This is a genomic window from Arthrobacter sp. zg-Y820, assembly GCF_030142155.1.
Classification (GTDB): domain Bacteria; phylum Actinomycetota; class Actinomycetes; order Actinomycetales; family Micrococcaceae; genus Arthrobacter_B.
On record NZ_CP126247.1, the window covers coordinates 2,125,129 to 2,146,278 of the forward strand.

At 66.8% G+C, this 21,150-nt stretch carries 18 protein-coding genes; 6 read left to right on the forward strand and 12 right to left on the reverse strand.

All coding sequences use genetic code 11. The features are described from left to right. Positions 1 to 348: 348 nt before the first annotated feature. Positions 349 to 1,245, reverse strand: coding sequence for a heme o synthase (locus QNO08_RS09635; RefSeq protein WP_229965799.1), 897 nt, complete (start codon positions 1,243 to 1,245; stop codon positions 349 to 351). Positions 1,246 to 1,704: 459 nt separating this feature from the next. Between QNO08_RS09635 and tkt the strand changes: the two genes are divergently transcribed. From tkt to pgl, 6 genes are read left to right on the forward strand one after another with little or no spacing between them, the layout of a single operon-like run. Further along, on the forward strand, positions 1,705 to 3,894 hold the full coding sequence (tkt, locus tag QNO08_RS09640) for a transketolase (RefSeq protein WP_229965728.1): 2,190 nt from the start codon (positions 1,705 to 1,707) through the stop codon (positions 3,892 to 3,894). Between the two features lie 23 nt (positions 3,895 to 3,917). Next, positions 3,918 to 5,033, forward strand: coding sequence for a transaldolase (tal, locus tag QNO08_RS09645; RefSeq protein ID WP_229965727.1), 1,116 nt, complete (start codon positions 3,918 to 3,920; stop codon positions 5,031 to 5,033). Between the two features lie 4 nt (positions 5,034 to 5,037). Next, positions 5,038 to 6,666 (forward strand): phosphoglucose isomerase-related protein, encoded by a 1,629-nt coding sequence (locus QNO08_RS09650; RefSeq protein ID WP_229965726.1) that lies wholly within the window; start codon positions 5,038 to 5,040, stop codon positions 6,664 to 6,666. After that, the gene (gene zwf / locus QNO08_RS09655) at positions 6,667 to 8,208 is read left to right on the forward strand and encodes a glucose-6-phosphate dehydrogenase (RefSeq protein WP_229965725.1); all 1,542 of its coding nucleotides are present in this window, start codon (positions 6,667 to 6,669) and stop codon (positions 8,206 to 8,208) included. Continuing rightward, a complete protein-coding gene (locus tag QNO08_RS09660; RefSeq protein ID WP_229965724.1) occupies positions 8,205 to 9,140 on the forward strand; it encodes a glucose-6-phosphate dehydrogenase assembly protein OpcA in 936 nt (311 codons plus the stop codon). Before zwf ends, QNO08_RS09660 begins: the two co-directional genes overlap by 4 nt. Then, positions 9,137 to 9,961 carry a 6-phosphogluconolactonase gene (gene pgl, locus QNO08_RS09665; protein ID WP_229965723.1) on the forward strand — a complete coding sequence of 275 codons (825 nt, stop codon included), beginning with the start codon at positions 9,137 to 9,139 and terminating at the stop codon, positions 9,959 to 9,961. The genes QNO08_RS09660 and pgl overlap by 4 nt, the downstream gene beginning before the upstream one ends. Before the next feature lie 90 nt (positions 9,962 to 10,051). Here the strand turns inward: pgl and secG are convergent, their stop codons facing one another. From secG to QNO08_RS09720, 11 genes are all read right to left on the reverse strand, one after another. Next, on the reverse strand, positions 10,052 to 10,303 hold the full coding sequence (gene secG / locus QNO08_RS09670; RefSeq protein ID WP_229965722.1) for a preprotein translocase subunit SecG: 252 nt from the start codon (positions 10,301 to 10,303) through the stop codon (positions 10,052 to 10,054). Between the two features lie 63 nt (positions 10,304 to 10,366). After that, positions 10,367 to 11,182, reverse strand: coding sequence for a triose-phosphate isomerase (tpiA, locus tag QNO08_RS09675; RefSeq protein ID WP_229965721.1), 816 nt, complete (start codon positions 11,180 to 11,182; stop codon positions 10,367 to 10,369). Positions 11,183 to 11,295: 113 nt separating this feature from the next. Beyond that, the gene (locus QNO08_RS09680; protein WP_229965720.1) at positions 11,296 to 12,522 is read right to left on the reverse strand and encodes a phosphoglycerate kinase; all 1,227 of its coding nucleotides are present in this window, start codon (positions 12,520 to 12,522) and stop codon (positions 11,296 to 11,298) included. A gap of 66 nt (positions 12,523 to 12,588) precedes the next feature. Beyond that, the gene (gene gap, locus QNO08_RS09685) at positions 12,589 to 13,593 is read right to left on the reverse strand and encodes a type I glyceraldehyde-3-phosphate dehydrogenase (protein ID WP_229965719.1); all 1,005 of its coding nucleotides are present in this window, start codon (positions 13,591 to 13,593) and stop codon (positions 12,589 to 12,591) included. Between the two features lie 244 nt (positions 13,594 to 13,837). Next, on the reverse strand, positions 13,838 to 14,464 hold the full coding sequence (locus tag QNO08_RS09690; RefSeq protein ID WP_229965718.1) for a superoxide dismutase: 627 nt from the start codon (positions 14,462 to 14,464) through the stop codon (positions 13,838 to 13,840). 116 nt (positions 14,465 to 14,580) lie between these two features. Continuing rightward, entirely contained in the window at positions 14,581 to 15,561 is a 981-nt protein-coding gene (gene whiA / locus QNO08_RS09695) for a DNA-binding protein WhiA (protein ID WP_229965717.1), read from the reverse strand. Between the two features lie 10 nt (positions 15,562 to 15,571). Next, entirely contained in the window at positions 15,572 to 16,600 is a 1,029-nt protein-coding gene (locus tag QNO08_RS09700) for a gluconeogenesis factor YvcK family protein (RefSeq protein WP_229965716.1), read from the reverse strand. Next, complete coding sequence (gene rapZ / locus QNO08_RS09705) at positions 16,601 to 17,500, reverse strand: RNase adapter RapZ (protein WP_229965715.1); 900 nt, start codon at positions 17,498 to 17,500, stop codon at positions 16,601 to 16,603. A 119-nt stretch (positions 17,501 to 17,619) separates the two neighbouring features. Beyond that, a complete protein-coding gene (gene uvrC / locus QNO08_RS09710; protein ID WP_229965714.1) occupies positions 17,620 to 19,635 on the reverse strand; it encodes an excinuclease ABC subunit UvrC in 2,016 nt (671 codons plus the stop codon). Between the two features lie 80 nt (positions 19,636 to 19,715). Next, a complete protein-coding gene (locus tag QNO08_RS09715; protein WP_229965713.1) occupies positions 19,716 to 20,384 on the reverse strand; it encodes a lysophospholipid acyltransferase family protein in 669 nt (222 codons plus the stop codon). Continuing rightward, positions 20,371 to 21,084: an HAD hydrolase-like protein gene (locus QNO08_RS09720; RefSeq protein ID WP_229965712.1), complete on the reverse strand. Its 714-nt coding sequence runs from the start codon at positions 21,082 to 21,084 to the stop codon at positions 20,371 to 20,373. Before QNO08_RS09720 ends, QNO08_RS09715 begins: the two co-directional genes overlap by 14 nt. Between the last annotated feature and the right edge of the window lie 66 nt (positions 21,085 to 21,150).

The window sequence follows — 21,150 nt, forward strand, 5'->3', positions numbered from 1 at the left end:
TGCTGCCGCTCCGCAGTACCAGCCCAAAATGGCAGGGATATCCCAGCGTGGCAGCGGAAGTGGCGCTAGATCGCGGGAGCCCGCGGCCCGTTGGTGCATCTATCGTGCAGATCGCGGGCTCTCCCACATTCCTTAGTGCAGATAACGGGACCAAAACCCCTGTTTTGGACGTTTTTACCCCCTGATCTGTACGAAGGATCTGGCCAAGGCCCCTGAACTGCACGAAGGATAGCGCACACAAAAAAGAACCCCGCACGCAAAAAAGGACCGGAGTTTCCTCCGGTCCTTCAAGGTTCCGCGGCCCGTCGATGAAATGTCCGCCGGGCCCCTGTAACCCGAACCCGCGGGCTAGAGCAGCGGGCCGCCCACAAACGGATCGACGGCCAGGGCCAGGAACAGGATCGTCAGGTAGCTGATCGAGCCGTGGAAGACCTTCATGGCGGTCTTGTCGGTGATCTCCCCGCGCTGCGCCCGGTTGTGCAGGCGATGGGTTTCGGCAAGGAACCACACACCGCTGAGCACGGCGGCCAGGGTGTAGACCCAGCCGGCGCCGCCCACGGGAACCAGCAGCAGCGAGCAGGCCACGGTGGCGTAGGCGTAGAGCACAACCTGCACCGAAACCAGCTTGGCGCCGGCCACCGCGCCGAGCATCGGCACGCTGGCGTTGCGGTAGTCCTCGCCGTACTTCATGGACAGCGGCCAGTAATGCGGCGGCGTCCACAGGAAGATGATCATGAAGAGGATGAACGCCGGCCATTCCACCCGGTTCGTGACGGCGGCCCAGGCGATCAGCACCGGCATGCAGCCGGCGGCGCCGCCCCAGACAATGTTCTGGGTGGTGCGGCGCTTGAGGATCAGGGTGTACAGCACGACGTAAAGCAGGATGGCGCCCACGCCCAGCAGCCCGGTGAGCGGGTTGGCACCGAACCACAGCAGGGCGATGGAAACAACGCCCAGGATCCAGGCGAAGACCAGGGCCTCCCGCGGAGACACTTCCCCGGTGACCAGCGGACGACTCTTGGTCCGCTTCATCAGCTTGTCCATGTCGCGGTCGATGTAGCAGTTGAAGGCACCGGCACTGCCGGCCGCAAGGGCTCCGCCCACCATGGTGGCGACAACGAGCCACAGGCCCGGCAGCCCCCGCTCAGCGAAGATCATGGTCGGCAGGGTGGTCACCAGCAGCAGTTCGATGACGCGCGGCTTGGTCAGAGCCACATAAGCCCGGAGCTTACGGCCTGCCGTCATCTTGCCGGTGTACACCGGAAGGTCGGCGGGGGCTTGCTGCGTTGTCACGGGGCGATCACATCATCCAATCTGGGCCGGAAAAGTCCACCATCATCATAGCCTCTATCGGCTGTAGAAAACGAAGCCCTGCACTGCCGCGCCTGCACGGGGTCCGGACAAGGTCCGGACAGGGCCTGCACAAGCGCACCAACACGGCGGAAGTCCCGCTGAAGGAAACGATACGCCCATAGGTCCTGCCCACGGGATAAGGTTGGAGCGGACCTTTCCCGCGGCGGGTAAATTGCCGCTGGGCAGCACCATGCAGGACAAACATGCCACACCCCGGTATGGATTCTTCGGATCCGACTGTTGTGGTGGTTAAGAACCGTATGCACTGGAAGAACCAGCGCGTTCAGGAGTCTCCGGCGTTTGACGCGCCGGTCATCTGTAGTAGAGAGGGGCCCGGTAAACGTGCCACATATGGAAGAGCAAGAACTGATCTGGACAGACCTGGACCGGAAGGCCGTGGACACCGTTCGCGTTCTGGCCGCCGACGCCGTCGAAAAGGTCGGCAACGGACATCCGGGAACAGCCATGAGCCTGGCACCGGCAGCCTACCTGCTGTTCCAGAAGCTGATGCGCCATGATCCGTCAGATCCCCAGTGGACCGGCCGGGACCGCTTCGTCCTCTCCCCCGGGCACACCTCGCTCACGCTCTACATCCAGCTCTTCCTCTCCGGCTACGGGCTGGAGATCGAAGACCTGGAGTCGCTGCGCACCTGGGGCTCCAAGACCCCCGGCCACCCGGAGTACCGCCACACCGACGGCGTGGAGATCACCACCGGCCCGCTCGGCCAGGGCCTGGCCTCTTCCGTGGGCTTCGCGTTCGCCCAGCGCCGCCTGCGCGGCCTGCTCGACGCCGACGCGCCGCAGGGCGAGAGCCCGTTCGACCACACCGTCTGGGTCATTGCCTCCGACGGCGACCTCCAGGAGGGCGTCACCTCCGAGGCCTCCTCGCTGGCCGGCCACCAGGAGCTGGGCAACCTCGTGGTGATCTACGACGAGAACCACATCTCCATTGAAGATGACACCGACATCGCCTTCACCGAAGACGTCCTCAAGCGCTACGAAGCCTACGGCTGGCACACGCAGCGCGTGGACTGGACCAAGACCGGCGAGTACGTCGAGGACGTCAACGAGCTTTACTCGGCACTCCTCGCTGCCAAGGCCGAGACCAGCAAGCCCTCCATCATTTCGCTGCGGACCATCATTGGCTGGCCGGCACCGAACAAGCAGAACACCGGAAAGATCCACGGTTCCGCGCTGGGCAAGGACGAAGTTGCCGCCCTGAAGGAAGTTATGGGCTTTGACCCGGACAAGTCCTTCGACGTGGATCCCAAGGTCCTGGAGCACACCCGCCGGGCCGTGTCCCGCGGCGCCGAGGAGCACAGCGAGTGGAACAAGGGCTTCGAGGCGTGGAAGGCGGCAAACGCCGACGGCGCCGCCCTCCTGGAGCGCATCAGCAACGGCACGCTTCCGGCGGGCTGGGAAAAGGCGCTGCCGGAGTTTGATGCCGGCAAGGACATGTCCACCCGCGCCGCTTCCGGCAAGGTCCTCTCCGCCATTGGCCCGGTGCTTCCCGAGCTGTGGGGCGGTTCCGCCGACCTGGCCGAATCCAACAACACCACCATCGAAGGCTCCCCGTCCTTCATCCCGGCGTCAAAGCAGACCAGCACCTGGTCCGGCAGCCCGTACGGACGGGTGCTGCACTTCGGCATCCGCGAGCACGCTGCGGCATCGATCGTCAACGGCATCGTCATGCACAGCGGCACCCGCGCGTTCTCCGGCACGTTCCTGATCTTCAGCGACTACCAGCGTCCCGCCATCCGCCTCGGCGCCCTGATGGGTGTTCCGGCCATCTATGTGTGGACGCATGACTCGATCGGCCTGGGCGAGGACGGCCCCACCCACCAGCCGGTGGAGCAGCTGGCCTCGCTGCGCGCCATTCCGGGCCTGGACGTTGTCCGTCCCGGCGACGCCAATGAAGTTGCCGTGGCCTGGAAGACGATCCTGGAGAACACCGAAAACCCCGCCGGCATCGTGCTGACCCGCCAGAACATCCCCACGTACGAGCGCGGCGACGGCGCAGCCACGGCCGAGACCTTCGCTTCCGCCGAGGGCGTCTCCCGCGGCGGTTACGTCCTGGCGGAGGCTGTCCGGGACGGTTCCGTGGTGACCCCTGACGTCATCCTCATCGGCACCGGCTCCGAGGTCCAGCTCGCCGTCGAGGCCCGCGAGGCCCTGGCAGCCGAGGGCATCGCCGCCCGCGTGGTCTCGATGCCCAGCGTTGAGTGGTTCAACAAGCAGGACGCGCAGTACCGCGAATCCGTCCTGCCGAAGAACATCAAGGCACGCGTGTCGGTGGAAGCCGGAATCGCCCAGGGCTGGCGCGAGCTGGTCGGCGACGCCGGCCGCAGCATTTCCCTCGAGCACTTCGGCGCCTCGGCGGACTACAAGACCCTTTACCGCGAGTTCGGCATCACCGCCGAGGCCGTTGCGGAAGCCGCCCGGGATTCCCTGGCTGCTGCCCACGGCTCGGACACTCCTCCGGCCGGCACCTCTGCCGCGCCGTCGGGCGGAGAATCCACCGAAACCGGCGACCAGAAGTAATTCCAGCAACAAGGAGACAATTCATGACTTCCACTCCCACCGCGCAGCTTTCCGAAGCCGGCGTATCCATTTGGCTGGACGACCTGTCCCGCGAACGCATCGTCTCGGGGTCCCTCAAGAACCTCATCGACAGCAAGAACGTTGTCGGCGTCACCACCAACCCGAGCATCTTCGCTGCCGCGCTGGCCAACGGCGAATCCTACGCCGCCCAGGTGCAGCAGCTCTCCCGCTCCGGCGCCGACGTTGACAAGGCCGTCTTCGAAATCACCACCGACGACGTCATCCAGGCATGCGACGTCTTCGCCCCCGTGGCCGAAGCCACCTCCGGCGTTGACGGCCGCGTTTCCATCGAGGTTGACCCCCGCCTCTCGCGGGACACCGAAGGCACCATCAAGGAAGCCCGCGAGCTGTTCGACAAGGTCGGCCGCTACAACGTGCTGATCAAGATTCCGGCCACCAAGGAGGGCCTCCCGGCGATCTCCGCCACGCTGGCCGCCGGCATCAGCGTCAACGTCACGCTGATCTTCTCGCTGGAGCGCTACCGCGAGGTCATCAACGCCTACATGGTCGGCATCGAGCAGGCCAAGGAAAACGGACACGACCTGTCCACGATCCACTCGGTGGCTTCCTTCTTCGTTTCCCGCGTGGACAGCGAAATCGACAAGCGCCTGGACGCCGTCGGCACCGATGAAGCCAAGGCGCTCAAGGGCAAGGCCGGACTGGCCAACGCCCGCCTGGCCTACCAGGTCTTCGAAGAGCAGTTCGCCACCGAGCGCTGGGCCGTGCTGGCTGCCGCCGGCGCCAACGCCCAGCGTCCGCTGTGGGCCTCCACCGGCGTGAAGGATCCGGCGCTGCCGGACACCCTCTACGTCACGGAGCTCGTTGCCCCGCACGTCGTGAACACGATGCCGGAGAAGACCCTGGACGCCACGGCGGATCACGGCGTCATCACCGGGGACACCGTCACCGGCACCTACGCCGCGGCCGGTGCCCTCTTGGACGAGCTGGACCGCCTCGGAGTGTCCTACACCGACGTCGTGGAGCAGCTGGAAACCGAAGGCCTGGACAAGTTCGTGGTCAGCTGGGGAGAACTCCTCGAGACCGTGAAGACCGCACTGGACACCGCAAAAGAGGCATAAGCAAATGACCACACTGTCCTTCGAAGCAGCCGGAGCCGCGCTGGCCGCCGTCGAAAAAAACGTACCTTCCCTGGTGCGGAACGACGTCGCCGCCCGTCTCCTCGCCCAGGACCCCACGCTGTGGGGTCCCGACGCCGAAGCGGAGGCTTCCGTCCGGCTCGGCTGGTTGAACCCTTCCGAGGCGTCCCGGCCGCTCGTGGGACAGATCCGCGGGCTCCGGGAAGAACTGGCCGCCGAGGGAGTGACCCGCGTGGTCCTCGCCGGCATGGGCGGTTCTTCCCTGGCACCGGAGGTCATTACCCGCACCGCCGGAGTGGATCTGACGGTGCTGGATTCCACCGACCCGGATGCCGTCCGGGCCGCACTGGAGAGCCGGCTGGAGGAGACGGTCATTGTGGTCTCCTCCAAGTCCGGTTCCACCGTTGAGACAGATTCCCAGCGCCGGACGTTCGAGCAGGCGTTCACCGACGCCGGGATCGACGCCAAGTCGCGCATCGTGATCGTCACCGACCCGGGCTCCCCCCTGGACAGTGCCGCCCGCGAGGCCGGCTACCGTGCCGTCTTTAATGCCGATCCGAACGTCGGCGGCCGCTATTCGGCGTTGACGGCCTTCGGCCTGGTGCCCTCCGGCCTGGCCGGAGCCGACATTGAGACGCTGCTGGACGACGCCGAGGACGCACTGGAAATCCTCAGTGACAATGCGGCCGACAACATCGGCCTGCAGCTGGGCGCCGCCCTGGGCGGCACCTCGCCGCTGCGCAACAAGGTGGTCATCGTTGATGAAGGATCCGGACTGGTCGGGTTCCCCGACTGGGCCGAGCAGCTCATTGCCGAGTCCACCGGCAAGCTCGGCACCGGCCTGCTGCCCGTCGTCGTCGAACCCGGCGCGCCGGAAATCACGTCGCGTGCCGCCGATGTGCTGACCGTCCGCCTGGTGGCTGTGGACTCCGACGCCGCACCCGAGGGAGATCAGGCAGTGGTTGCCGGCACCCTCGGCGGCTCCATGATGCTCTGGGAAGTGGCCACCGCCGTCGCCGGCCGGCTGCTGGGCATCAACCCCTTCGACCAGCCCGACGTCGAGGCGGCCAAGAAGGCCGCCCGCGGCATGCTGGACGCGCGCCCCGAACCCACGGCGCCCGCCTTCACCGACGGCGCCGTGGAGGTCCGCGGCCCGGCCGAGCTGCTGGGCAACGCCACCACGCTCCGGGAAGCCCTCGCCGCCCTGACCGGCCGGCTGGGTTCCGACGGCTACCTGAGCATCCATGCCTACCTGGACCGGTTCCGGCAGGCAGAGCTCGCCGGCATCCGTCCTGAACTTGCCGCTGCCACCGGACGTCCGGTGACCTTCGGCTGGGGACCGCGGTTCCTGCACTCCACCGGACAGTTCCACAAGGGCGGCCCGGCACAGGGCGCCTTCCTGCAGATCACCGGCGAGCCGGGCGAGGACCTTCCCATTCCGGGCCGTCCCTTCACCTTTGGTGAACTGATTTCCGCCCAGGCCGCCGGAGACGCCAAGGTCCTCGCGGACCAGGGCCGTCCGGTCCTGCGCCTGAACCTGCTGAACCGGGAACAGGGCGTTCGCGAGCTGGAAGACGCCGTGCGTTCGCTGGTCCGCGAAGACGGGATCAGCTAGATGGCGGATGACAGGACAGGGTCCGGCAACCCGCTCCGGGATCCCCGCGACCGGCGGCTCAGCCGCATTGCCGGCCCCTCGTCGCTGGTCATCTTCGGCGTGACCGGCGACCTGGCCCGGAAGAAACTGATTCCGGCCGTCTACGACCTGGCCAACCGCGGCCTGCTGCCGCCCAGCTTCTCGCTGGTCGGCTTCGGCCGCCGGCCCTGGAGCCACGAAGACTTCGCGGCCCGGGTTCTGGAATCCGTCCGGGCCCATGCCCGCACCCCGTTCGACGAGAACGTGTGGAAGCAGCTCTCCGAGGGCATCCGGTTCGTCGAGGGCGGCTTCGACAGCGACGAGGCCTTCGTTCATCTCAAGAGCACCCTCGAAGACCTCGACGCCGAGCGCGGCACACGCGGCAACCACGCGTTCTACCTCTCGGTTCCGCCGAAGTCCTTCGAAGAGGTTTGCCAGCAGCTTTCCCGGAACGGGCTTGCCGAGACCTCCCAGGGCAAATGGCGCCGGGTCGTCATCGAAAAGCCTTTCGGCCACGACCTGAAATCGGCGCGTGAACTGAACAACGTCGTGGAGTCGGTGTTCCCGGCGGATTCGGTGTTCCGCATCGACCACTACCTGGGCAAGGAGACGGTCCAGAACATCCTGGCCCTGCGTTTCGCCAATCAGATGTTCGAACCGATCTGGAACTCCAACTTCGTTGACCACGTCCAGATCACCATGGCCGAAGACATCGGCATCGGCGGACGGGCCGGCTACTACGACGGCGTCGGCGCGGCCCGCGATGTCATCCAGAACCACCTGCTCCAGCTGCTGGCGCTCACTGCCATGGAGGAGCCCATCTCCTTCGACGCCGACCACCTGCGCGCGGAGAAGGAAAAGGTGCTCGCCGCCGTCCGGCTTCCCGAGGACCTGTCCAAGCACTCAGCACGCGGCCAGTACACCGGCGGCTGGCAGGGCGGAGAAAAGGTCACCGGCTTCCTGGAGGAAGAAGGGTTCAACCCGGATTCCACCACCGAGACCTTTGCCGCCGTCCGGCTGGACATCAACACCCGCCGCTGGGCCGGGGTTCCGTTCTATCTGCGGGCCGGCAAACGGCTGGGCCGGCGCGTCACTGAAATCGCCGTGGTGTTCAAGCGTGCGCCCAATCTGCTCTTCCGCGACCACAACGACCACGACTTCGGCCAGAACGCCATTGTGATCCGGGTCCAGCCGGATGAAGGCGCCACCATCCGCTTCGGATCCAAGGTGCCGGGCACGCAGATGGAGGTCCGGGACGTCTCCATGGACTTCGGATACGGCCACTCCTTCACGGAGTCCAGCCCGGAAGCGTACGAACGCCTCATCCTCGATGTGCTCCTGGGCGAGCCGCCGCTGTTCCCGCGGCACCAGGAAGTTGAACTGTCCTGGAAGATCGTCGACCCGTTCGAAGAGTACTGGGAGTCCCTGGGCACCCAGCCGGAACCGTACGCTCCCGGCAGCTGGGGTCCGGACTCCGCCGATGAACTGCTCGCCCAAGACGGAAGAACCTGGAGAAGGCCGTGATTGTTGAACTGCCGGACACAACAACGTCCAAGGTATCCAAGGAAATTGTCGCCATGCGCGAAAAAGGCGGCGTGGTGACCCTGGGACGCGTGCTGACCCTGGTCGTCGACACCCAGCCCGACTTCGTCGAGGAGGCCATCGCCGCCGCCAACGAAGCCAGCCGGGAACATCCCTGCCGGATCATCGTGCTCGCCGAGGGCTCCCCGACGGATGAAACGAGGCTCGACGCCGAGATCCGTGTCGGCGGCGACGCCGGCGCCTCCGAGGTCATCGTCCTCTCCGGGCACGGCGAGCTCTCCGGGGAAAGCGTTTCGCTGGTCTCGGCGCTGCTGCTGCCGGATGCTCCCATCGTCGTCTGGTGGCCCCACGGCGTCCCGGAAAACCCCTCCCGGACGCCACTGGGCAGCATCGCCCACCGCCGGATTACCGACGCCGCGACCGAGGCCGATCCCAAGAAGGCGCTGCTGGCGCTGGGCGACGACTATGCCGACGGGGACACCGACCTGAGCTGGACCCGGCTGACCAACTGGCGGATCCAGCTGGCGGCGGTGCTGGACGGTGCAGGGGCGGATCCGGTGTCCTCGGTGACGGTGGCCGGCGCGTCGGATTCCGCCAGCACCTTCCTGCTCGCGGCCTGGCTGAAACACGCGCTGCGGGTTCCGGTGAAGATCGTCGAGGGCGAGCCTGGCACCGGCATCCACCAGGTGGTCTTCACCCGGGCCGGCGGCAACGTTGAGCTGCTCCGCCCGGACCAGATTACGGCGCACCTGACCCAGCCGGGCCAGCCGGAACAGCAGATCTCGCTGCCGCGCCGCAACCTCCGCGACTGCCTGGCCGAGGAGCTGCGGCGGCTGGACCCCGACGAGGTTTACGGTGAAGTACTGACGCAGGGGCTGGCAGCCTGCCTGTCCCAGGAAGGGGCTAACGCATGAAGCACTCACCCAACGGAGTGAGCATCCACCCGAATGTCGAGGCCCTGACCGCGGCGACCGCTGGCCGGCTGATCACCAAGCTGGTGGACGTGCAGAGCCGGCGCGGGGAAGCCACGGTGGTGCTGACCGGCGGCACCGTGGGAATCGCCGTGCTCGACGCCGTCTCCACGGCCCCGGCCCGGGTTGCCGTGGACTGGTCCAAGGTGAACTTCTGGTGGGGCGACGAACGCTTCCTGCCGGCGGACTCCCCCGACCGCAATGCCGTGCAGGCCCGCGGTGCCCTGCTGTCACGGCTTCCCGTGGACCCCGCCCGGGTGCATCCGGTTCCCGCGTCCGACGACGCCGCCTCCGTTGAGGACGCGGCGGCCGGCTACGCCCGCGCATTGGCCGCAGCTGCCGCGCAGGAGGACCTGCCGTGGGGCGTGAAGTCCCGGGACCCCAGGCTGCCCCGGTTCGACGTGCTTCTGCTGGGGGTTGGCCCCGACGCACACATCGCCTCGCTGTTCCCCGAGATGGCCGGCGTTCGCACCACCGGAGAAACCGTGGTGGCCGTGCGCAACGCTCCCAAGCCGCCGCCGGAGCGGGTGTCGCTGACCCTGGAGGCGATCAACACCGCCGAAGAGGTGTGGCTGACCGTCGCCGGCGAGGACAAGGCCGGTGCGGTGGGCCTGGCCCTGGCCGGCGCCGGACCGGTCCAGGTACCCGCCGCCGGAGCACGCGGACTGATCAAGACCCGCTGGCTCATCGACCAGGCGGCCTCCTCCCAGCTGCCCGACCGGCTTCTGGACCCCGAGGGCTCCGGGTCCGGCACCGGGAACTAGCCGGCAGACGAAAGCCCCGGGGATCCTTGCGGATCCCCGGGGCTTTTGACGTTCTGTCCGCAGGTGCCTCTGGCAGTGGCTATGCTTCGCCTAAGCTTCGCCGGAGAAGCGCTGGATCAGGCCCAGGGCGACAATCACGGCTCCCCACGAGAGTCCCAGGATGACGGTGAAGCGGTTAAGGTTCTTTTCGGCAACCCCGGAGGAACCCATGCTGCTGGTCATGCCGCCGCCGAACATGTCCGACATGCCGCCGCCCCGCCCCTTGTGGAGCAGGATGAGCAACGTCAGCAACAGGCTGGTGATGGCAAGAAGAACCAACAGGATAATCTTCAGAATTTCCACTTACGGCCTTTCGGGGGTGACTCATGGATTGGAGACACTGCTGCGGTGCAGGTCAGCTGCAAATCAGTCGGTCACCAGGTGTTGTTCGAACCTGACAATATTAGCAAACTCGGTGACATCCAAACTGGCGCCGCCCACCAGCACGCCGTCGACGTCGCGCTGCTTCAGAATGCTTGCCGCATTTGCTGCCTTCACGGACCCCCCGTAGAGCAGGCGGGTCTTGGCGGCAACGGCGTCGTCGTACAGGTCAGCGATTTCGCTGCGGATGGCTGCGCACATTTCCTGTGCGTCTTCGGGGCCGGCCACTTCGCCCGTGCCGATGGCCCAGATCGGTTCGTAGGCGATCACCAGGCTGGAAACCTGCTCGGCGTCAAGGCCGGCCAGGTCGTTGCGGACCTGCTCAAGGGTGTGCTCCACGTGCTGGCCCGACTGCCGGATTTCCAGCCCTTCGCCCACGCAGAGCACCGGCACCAGGCCATTGCGGTAGGCGGCCTTGAGCTTTGCGTTCAGCAGTTCGTCGGTTTCGCCGTGGACGGTGCGGCGTTCGCTGTGGCCTACCAGGACATACTTGCAGCCCAGCTTGGACAGGAAGGCACCGGAGATGTCGCCGGTGTAGGCGCCGGAATCCTGCGGCGAGAGATCCTGTGCACCGTATTCCAGGTCAAGCTTGTCGCCCCGGATCAGGGTCTGGACGCTGCGCAGGTCGGTGAACGGCGGGAAGATCGCCGCCTCCACACGGTTGTAGTCGTGCTGCGCGTCCTTGAGCGTCCACGCCAGCTTCTGCAGGAGGGTGATGCCCTGGACATGGTCCATGTTCATCTTCCAGTTGCCCGCGATCAGCGGTGTCCGATCAAATTTGCCGTTGGTCGAGGTAGTCATCATCGCTCCGGTTTCTTAGGTGGTATGGGATTGGTGGGATCTGTCCGGGCGGGGAAGGGCGGACATGACAGTGCGGGCCCGCAGCCGTGAGGCAGCAGGGCCCGCACCGGATGTTACTGGTTGAGGACGGTCAGCCCCGGCAGTTTCTTGCCTTCGAGGTACTCCAGCGAAGCACCGCCGCCGGTGGAAATGTGCCCGAAGTCGCTGTCGCTGAAACCGAGTTTGCGGACAGCGGCAGCGGAATCGCCGCCGCCCACCACCGAGAAGCCGTCGGAGTCCTTCAGCCCCTGCGCGATGGCGCGGGTGCCGTTGGCGAACGCGTCAAACTCGAAGACGCCCATGGGACCGTTCCAGAAAATGGTGCGGGCGGAGCGGATCTTTTCGGCGAAGGCGGCAGCGGAATCCGGGCCAATGTCCAGTCCGGTGCCGGAGGCAGCAAACCGGCTGTTCTCGATGGCGTCGGCCGGGACCACTTCGGAGTCCGCATCGGCCGCGAACCTGTCAGCAACCACGATGTCGGTGGGCAGCACGAATTCGCAGCCCATCTCCTTGGCGCGGCTGAGGTAGCCCTTGACGTTCTCGATCTGGTCCGCCTCCAGCAGCGAAGCGCCGACCTTGAAGCCCTGCGCGGCGAGGAAGGTGTACACCATGCCGCCGCCGACGAGCAGGTAGTCTGCGCGCTCCATGAGGTTCTCGATCACGGCCAGCTTGTCCGAGACCTTCGAGCCGCCGAGAACGACGACGTAGGGCTGCTCGGGGCTCTCGGTGAGCTTCTTCAGGACCTCAACCTCGGTGGTGACCAGGTCGCCCTGGTAGGCGGGCAGCACCTCGGCGATGTCGTAGACGCTGGCGTGCCTGCGGTGCACCGCACCGAAAGCATCGTCCACGTACGATCCGCTGTTGTCCGTCAGTCCGGCAAGTTCGCGGGCCAACGCCAGGCGGTCGTCGTCGTTCTTCGACGTTTCGCGCGGATCGAACCGGATGTTCTCCAGTACCAGGACGGAGCCCGGTGCCAGCGAAGCCGCCAGCGCGTGGGCGCTTTCACCCACCACGTCGGCGGCGAACTCGACTGCGAACGGTGCGAGTTCGTCCAGCCGGTCAGCGGCGGGCTTCAGCGAGTACTTCTCCTCCGGCGCGCCCTTCGGCCGCCCCAGGTGCGCCATGACGATCACCTTGGCTCCGTGCTCCACCAGTTTCCCGATGGTCGGGATGGACGCACGGATGCGTCCGTCGTCGGCCACCCGGCCGTTGTCCAGCGGCACATTCAGGTCCGAGCGGACCAGCACATACCGATCATTGACGCCGTCGCTGATCAGTTCCTCGAGAGTCTTGACTGTCATGTCTACCTTTACGTCCCTTGCGGGCATTGGGGGTGGGGCTGTGGATCGGTTGTGGACGGGACGTGGCTAGAGGCTGGACGCCACCAGTTTGGTCAGGTCCACCAGGCGGCAGGAGTAGCCCCACTCGTTGTCGTACCAGCCGACCACCTTCACCTCGTTGCCCATCACGCGGGTCAGTCCCGAGTCGAAAATGCACGACGCCGGATCGGTGACAATGTCCGAGGACACGATCGGTTCATCCGTGTAGCGCAGGATGCCGTTCAGCGGACCGTCGGATGCCGCCTTGTACACGGCGTTGATTTCCTCGACGGAGGCTTCCCGGCTGAGCGTGACGGTGAGGTCGGTGACCGAACCGGTGGGCACCGGCACGCGGAGGGCGAAACCGTCCAGCTTGCCGTCCAGTTCCGGCAGGACCAGGCCGATGGCCTTGGCGGCGCCGGTGGACGTGGGCACGATGTTCAGCGCCGCCGCGCGGGCTCGGCGCAGGTCGCGGTGGGGGCCGTCCTGGAGGTTCTGGTCAGCGGTGTAAGCGTGAACGGTGGTCATGAGGCCGCGCTCGATTCCGAACGCCTCGTGAATGACCTTCGCCAGCGGGCCCAGGCAGTTGGTGGTGCAGGAGGCGTTGGAGACGATGTTGTCGGTCTCCGCGTTGTAGTCGCCGTCGTTGACGCCCATGACGATGGTGCGGTCAGCACCCTTGCCCGGAGCGGAGATCAGGACCTTCTTGGCCCCGGCGTCGAGGTGCTTCTTGGCGTCCTCTGCCTTGGTGAAGAACCCGGTGGACTCAATGACGACGTCAACGCCAAGGTCCTTCCAGGGGAGGTTGGCAGGGTCCCGCTCGGCGAGGACCTTGATGGTCTTCCCGCCGACAACCAGGTCCCCGTTGCGTACTTCCACGTCAGCGCCGATGCGGCCGGTCACGGAGTCGTACTTCAGGAGGTGGGCCAGGGTTTCGGGGCTGGTCAGGTCGTTGACGGCCACAATGTCGAGGTCGGCGTTCTGCTCCAGTGCTGCGCGGAAGTAGTTTCGTCCAATGCGTCCGAAGCCGTTGATTCCAACACGAGTAGTCACTTTTCTGTCTCCTTGATTGCGGGTGTACCGAAGAAACGTGACCTTGTGTCTGCGCAGGCCACTGGTCTGACGGGATTGGAGGAACCGGAAAACTGATCCCGGGCCTGCCGGCAAACACTCTGCCGGCCGGGCCGGGAGGCCCCGCCGGGCTTCTCAGCCCGGGCGGGAACCCTCGAACTCATCTTACGCGCCGGCCCTGTCCCGTGTACCGGTGGAGGGCCGGATTTGTAGGCCGCAGACGCGATTATGCCGGGAGAATCAGTCCCTGGGCGCCGGTGCGGGCGGCCTCGAAGCGGGTGGCCACATCGGCCCAGTTGACGATGTTCCAGAAGGCCTTGACGTAGTCGGCCTTCACGTTGACGTAGTCCAGGTAGAAGGCGTGCTCCCACATGTCCAGCATCAGCAGCGGAATGGTTCCGACGGGAACGTTGCCCTGCTGGTCGAAGAGCTGCTCGATCACGAGGTTCTTGCCCAGCGGCTCGTAGGCCAGCAGTGCCCAGCCGGATCCCTGCAGCGACATCGCGGCAGCGGTGAACTGGCCGCGGAAGGCGTCGAAGGAACCGAAGAAGTCATCGATGGCGGCAGCGAGCTCGCCAACCGGCTTGTCGCCGCCTTCCGGTGAGAGGTTGTTCCAGAAGATGCTGTGGTTGACGTGGCCGCCGACGTGGAAGGCCAGATCCTTGGACAGCTTCGGAATGGTTGCGAAGTCACCCTTCTCGCGGGCTTCGGCCATCTGTGCCAGTGCCGTGTTGGCGCCGGCCACGTAGGTGGCGTGGTGCTTGTCGTGATGCAGTTCCATGATGCGGGCGGAGATGTTCGGCTCCAGTGCCGCGTAATCGTACGGCAGTTCCGGCAGAGTGTATTCGTTCACAAAATCCTCCTGATGAGTCGGAAATAGATCGGCTCGGTTATCCGGACGGCGTTTCCACCCGGAAACTTTCGGTGCCGCCAAAAGGCAGCATGCTTAGGCCATCTTATGCTTTAACGCTACTCGTCAAGCATCTCAGGAGTCACATTGGCCTCGGTTCCGGGGATGCCCAGCTCGGCGGCCCGCTTGTCGGCCATGGCCAGGAGCCGGCGGATGCGTCCGGCGATGGCGTCCTTGGTCATGGGCGGTTCGGCCAGGTGTCCCAGCTCGTCGAGGCTGGCCTGCTTGTGGGCCACGCGCAGCTCCCCCGCGTACCGCAGGTGCTCGGGCACGTCGTCGCCGAGGATGTCCAGCGCACGGTCCACCCGGGCTCCGGCGGCAACCGCTGCCTGCGCCGAGCGGCGGAGGTTGGCGTCGTCGAAGTTGGCGAGCCGGTTGGCGGTGGCCCGGACTTCCTTGCGCATGCGGCGCTCTTCCCAGACCATCAGGGCATCGTGGGCGCCCATGCGGGTGAGCAGGGCGGCGATGGTGTCGCCGTCGCGGATGACCACGCGGTCGATTCCGCGCACCTCGCGGGCCTTGGCGGCAATGCCGATCCGGCGGGCCGAGCCCACCAGGGCCAGGGCGGCTTCGGGGCCCGGGCAGGTCACCTCCAGCGAGGAGGAGCGGCCCGGCTCCGTCAGCGATCCATGGGCGAGGAAGGCACCGCGCCACACGGCTTCGGCGTCGGCGGCGGAGCCGTTGACCACCACTGAGGGCAGCCCGCGGACCGGACGGCCGCGGGCATCCAGGAGTCCGGTCTGGCGGGCGAGTGATTCGCCGTCCTTGACGACGCGCACCACGTAGCGGCTGCCCCTTCGCAGGCCTCCTCCGGACACCACAATGATGTCGGAGGCGTGGCCGTACACCTCGGCTATCGCGGCACGCAGCCGCCTCGCCGTGGAAGCGAGATCCACTTCGGCTTCAATAACAATGCGCCCGGAAATGATGTGCAGTCCTCCGGCAAATCGCAGCAAGGCCGATACTTCCGCTTTGCGGACGGAGGACTTTTTCACATCAAGGCGTGAAAGTTCCTCTTTTACTGCTGCGGTCAATGCCACAAATACACTCCTAGTTCTCCCCAAACATATCGTGGTACGCGGTGGCCAGGCGCAACGGATCATGGATCGGCCGGCCGGTCGCTGCCCCCACCTTACCGAAAACGGGCCGCCCACCCATCTTGGCCACCGCCTCGCCGAAGGCCTCCGGATCCTCAATGACGGCCGGATCCACCAGCACGGCGTCCACCCGGAACCCGGGCGCATAGCGCTGCACCTCGGCCAGATGGTCAAGTGCCGACATGCCGGCGGTTTCCTTCGTTTCGTTGCTCAGGTTCATGGTCAGGCAGCGTTTGGCCTTCGTCCGGCAGAGTGCGCTCCGCAGTTCCGGCAGCATCAGGTGCGGCAGCACCGACGTGTACCAGGACCCCGGGCCAAGGATGACCCAGTCCGCCCGCTCGATGGCCGTGACCGCTTCGGGGCAGGCCACCGCATCAGCAGGAGTCAGCCGGACGCCGGTGACCTTGCCCCGGGCTCCGGCCGTCGCCAGCCGGGCCTGTCCGGTCACCAGTTCCAGATACTCGCCGGAGGCCGTGCGCCGCAGCACGTCGCCCTCGATGGTCAGCGGCTGCGTGGACATGGGCAGGACCTGGCCGCGGGCGCCGAGCAGCGCGCCGGCCCACTGCAGGCCGGCGACGGGATCGCCCAGCAGCTCCCACAACGTCACGATGAGCAGGTTCCCGAGGGCATGGTTGTCCAGGGAGCCCTTGACCCCCGGCCGGGACTGGAACCGGTGCTGCATGACGTCGCGCCAGGTCCGCCCCCAGTCGGTGTCGTCGCAGAGGGCAGCCAGGGCCATCCGGAGGTCGCCGGGCGGCAGCACGTCAAGCTCGTGGCGCAACCGGCCGGAGGACCCGCCGTCGTCGGCCACCGTGACCACCGCCGTCAGGTCGGTGGTCAGCAGCCGCAGCGCCGACAGTGACGCGGACAGTCCGTGGCCGCCGCCCAGGGCCACCACTGCCGGGGAACCGTCCTTGCCGCCGGCGTCCCGGGCCGCGCCGGCCTGCGGAATCATCGGCAGCGGCCCGGTCAGGAACGTCATCTACTCGCGCCCGAGGTCGCGGTGGTGGGCGCTGACCGTCACGTGCGGCAGCTGCGCCAGGCGCTTGGCCAGTTCCTCCGTCACCGCCACTGAGCGGTGCTTGCCGCCGGTGCAGCCGACGGCGATGGTGGCGTAGTGCTTGTTCTCCCGCCGATAGCCGTCGATGACCGGGACCAGGGCTTCAACGTACCGGTCCAGGAAGTCCGCGGTGCCCTGGGCCTGCAGGACGTAGTCGCGGACGTCTTCGTCCAGGCCGGTGTGCGGGCGCAGCTGGGGAACCCAGTGCGGGTTGGGGATGAAACGGACGTCCGCCACATAGTTGGAATCCACCGGCAGCCCGTACTTGAACCCGAAGCTCATCACGTTCAGCCGCAGCACGATCGGCCCGGATTCGGTGAAGAGCTCGGTGATGGTGGTGGCCAGGGCGTGGACGTTCAGCTTGGAGGTGTCCACGACGACGTCGGATGATTCGCGCAGTTCCTTGACCACATCCCGCTCGGCGGCGATGCCATCCAGGATGCTGCCGTCCTCCTGCAGCGGGTGGGGGCGCCTGCCCTGCTCAAAGCGGCGCACGAGGGTTTCATCCTCGGCGTCCAGGAACAGCAGCCGGTAGGAGACGCCGGCTGCACGGAGGCCGCTGAGGGCCTCCCTGATGTCCTTGAACAGTTCCTTGCTGCGGACGTCGATGACCACAGCCAGCTTGGGGATGGAATGCGGCATCCGGGACACCAGCTCGGTCAGGGTGCCCAGCATCAGCGGCGGCAGGTTCTCCACCACGTACCAGCCGTGGTCCTCGAGGGCGTTGGCGGCCGTGCTGCGTCCGGCGCCGGACATGCCGGTAACCACCAGCAGCTCCGACTCGGCGGGCTTGACCGGGGTCAGCGCGTCCTGTTCGTTCATGTCCGTCGTCCCATCCTTAGGGTTCTTTTTTGGCACAGGTCTCTCCCCGTACCGGTTTCTGCTGCATTGGAGCCCGAAGCGCACCTGCTCCAGGGAAGGAAGCCGATTATCCAGCCTAGCTAAGTTTCCATGATTTCGCCGGTGGCCATGTTCACCGCGGGGGCGCCGGCCGAGCCGCCCTTCTCCGCGAGCTGGGCGTGGACCGACGCCGCCAGCGCCGGCCCGATGCCCGGCACCCGCTGCAGCTCCTCCGCCGAGGCACTGCGCAGCTTCTTGACCGACCCGAACTCCTTGAGCAGCGCTGCACGCTTGGCCGGTCCGAGGCCGGAAATCTCGTCCAGCAGGGAGGCGGTCATGGATTTGGCCCGCTTCTGGCGGTGGAAGGTGATGGCGAAGCGGTGTGCTTCGTCGCGGATGCGCTGGAGCAGGAACAGGGCTTCGGAGGCACGCGGCAGGATCACCGGGAAGTCGCTGTCCGGGACCCACACCTCCTCCAGCCGCTTGGCCAGGCCCACCACGTAGATGTCGGTGATGCCCAGGTCCGCCAGGGCCCGGGAGGCCGCCGCCACCTGCGGCTGGCCGCCGTCGACCACCACCAGGTTGGGCGGATAGGCGAACTTGGCCCGGGGAGCGGCGGTGAGCGTGTCCGTCAGCGGCTGGACATCGGTGCCGGTGCGTTCCGCGGGCAGCTTGGCCAGCGCCTCGGCCGCTGCGGGGTCGGCGGCCGGATCCGCGTTTTCGGCGAGGTAGTTGCGGAAACGGCGGGAGATGACGTCGTACATGGCCGAGGTGTCATCCCGGGCCGCGTCGCCGGTGATGGAGAACTTGCGGTAGTCGGACTTCTTCGGCAGCCCGTCCTCGGCCACCACCATGGAGGCCACCACGTTGGTGCCGGAGACGTGGGAGATGTCGTAGCACTCGATGCGCAGCAGGGCCACCGGCAGGTCCAGGGCTTCCTGCAGTTCCTGCAGCGCGGCGGAGCGGGTGGTGATGTCCCCGGCGCGGCGGCTTTTGTGCAGACGCAGGGCGTCGGCGGCGTTGCGGGCCACCGTCTCCATCAGGGCCTTCTTGTCGCCGCGCTGCGGAACACGGATGTCCACCCGGGACCCGCGCAGGCCGGAGAGCCACAGCGCCAGCTCGTCGGCGTTGGCCGGCAGCTCCGGAACCAGCACCTGGCGGGGAATGCGGTCGGTGGAGGCTGACTCCCCGTAGACCTGCTGGATCAGGTGCTCCACGAGGTCCGAGGTGTCGGCATCCTCGACCTTCTCCACGACCCAGCCGCGCTGGCCGCGGATCCTGCCGGCCCGAACGTGGAACACCTGGGCCGAGGCTTCAAGCTCGTCTTCCTCGAGTGCGAAGATGTCGGCGTCGGTGTCCTCGCTCAGCACCACGTTGTTGCGTTCGAAGACCTTGCGCAGGGCCGAGATGTCGTCGCGCAGCCGGGCGGCGGACTCGTAGTCCAGTTCGGCCACGGCGGCCTGCATCTCCTTCTCCAGCGTTCCGATGAAGCGTTTGCCTTCGCCGGACATGAAGTCGCAGAGTTCGGCGGCCAGCTGGCGGTGGTCCTCCGGGCTGATCCGCCCGACGCACGGTGCCGCGCATTTGTCGATGTAGCCCAGCAGGCAGGGCCGGCCGGTGCGCTCGGCACGCTTGAAGACACCGGAACTGCAGGTGCGGACGGGAAAGACGCGCAGCAGGGTGTCGAGGGTCTCGCGGATGGCCTTGGCGGGGTAGAACGGACCGAAGTAGCGGGTGTCCTTGCGCCGGTCTCCGCGCATCACCTGCGCCCGGGGATACTTCTCCCCCATGGTGACGGCCAGGTACGGATAGGACTTGTCGTCCCGGAACATGATGTTGAACCGGGGGTTGAATTCCTTGATCCAGGTGTACTCCAGCTGCAGCGCTTCCAGCTCGGTGCCCACCACAGTCCATTCGACGCTGGAGGCGGTGTGCACCATGGCCCGCGTCTTGGGCAGCAGGCCCCGCGGATTCGCGAAGTAGGAGTTCAGGCGGGAGCGGAGGTTCTTGGCCTTGCCGACGTAGATGACCCGTCGGTGCTCGTCACGGAAACGGTAAACGCCTGGAGCGGTGGGGATCTCCCCCGTTTTCGGCCGGTATGTTGCTGGATCTGCCACGTTTCCATCCTACGGTTGCTGCCGGGCGCCTTTGCGCAGTCCCGGGCGGCTTTTCGCGGGGCGCTGAACCGGCTGCCGGCTTACCCTTCGGGCTTGCTCTGGTTGTAGCTGCCGGAGCGTTCCTGCCCGGAGAGCTCGGCAATGGCGTCCATGACGCGGTCGGTGGCCTGGCGCCGGGCGGGCAGGGCGTGGTTGGGTCCGGTCTTTTGGAAGTACAGCGGCCGGCCCACCTTCATGGTGAAATGCTGCGGTTTGATCCATTTCTTGCCCGCCGGCTGCAGGTTTTCGGTGCCGATCAGCCCCACTGGCACCACCGGCGCCCCGGAGGTCAGCGCCAGCCAGCCCACACCGGTCCGCCCGCGGTACAGCAGGCCGTCCCGGGACCGGGTGCCCTCCGGGTAGATGCCGATCCCGCTGCCCTGCTCAAGCCGGTCCAGCAGGGTTTGCAGCGCCGCCACTGACGCGGCCTGCTGGTCCCGTTCCACGGGAATGGATCCCACGCCCTCAAAAAAGGTCCGCATCGCGGCGCCCTTGACGCCGGTGCCGGTGAAGTACTCGGCCTTCGCGAAGAAGGCCACGGGGCGCGGCATCAGTGCCTGCGTGAGCACGCTGTCCAGAAACGACAGGTGGTTCGCCGCCACGATGAACGCGCCGCTGGCCGGAACATTCTCCAGGCCGATGACGGTGGGCCGGCACAGGGAAGCGATCAGGCCGCGGGTGGAGGCCCGGGTCAGGTCATAAACGCTCATGTGCGCAGGCCCTTTCCTGCACACGGAAGCTGTGCTCCGTCAGCAGCGCCGCCAGCAATTCCTCCGCCGAATCGACGACGGCGGCCGCACCGGCCGCTGCCAGCTCGCCGTCGCCGGCAAAGCCCCAGCTGACGCCGATGCAGTCCAGGCCGTTGGCTGCTGCTCCCTCCACGTCGTGCCGGCGGTCCCCCACCATGACGGCGCGGTCATACGTGCCGGCGTGCCGGTCCAGCGCAGCCCGGATGATGGTGGTCTTGCCGTCGAGGGCCGCTGCGGCCTGCTCGTCGGCGGGTGAGCCGTGCACGGAGTCGAAGAGTTCCGAAAGTCCCTGCACGCGGAGCAGTTCCTGCGCCAGCGGTTCGGGCTTCTGGGTGGCGACGGCCACGACGCTGCCGTCGGCGCGCAGCCGCGAGACGGCTGCCTCGATGCCCGGGTAGGGGCGGCTCTGCGCCATTCCGGTGTCCCGGTAGCCGGCGCGGTAGTGTGCGATGACCTCATTAACGCGGGCTTCCGGAACGCCGGCGATTTCCCGCAGCGATGTCACAAGCGCAGGTCCGACCATTCGCTGGAGTTCCGCCGCCGGAGGGACGGGCAGGCCGCTGGCGGCGAGGGCGGTGCTGATGCCGCCGGTGATGCTGCCCGCCGGATCCACCAGGGTTCCGTCAAGGTCGAAGAGCACTAAGAGCCGGGATTCTTTCACCGGGACAGTTTCCCACACCTGCGGCCCGGTACGGAAAAAGGCATTCCCGGCGGGGAATACCTTTTT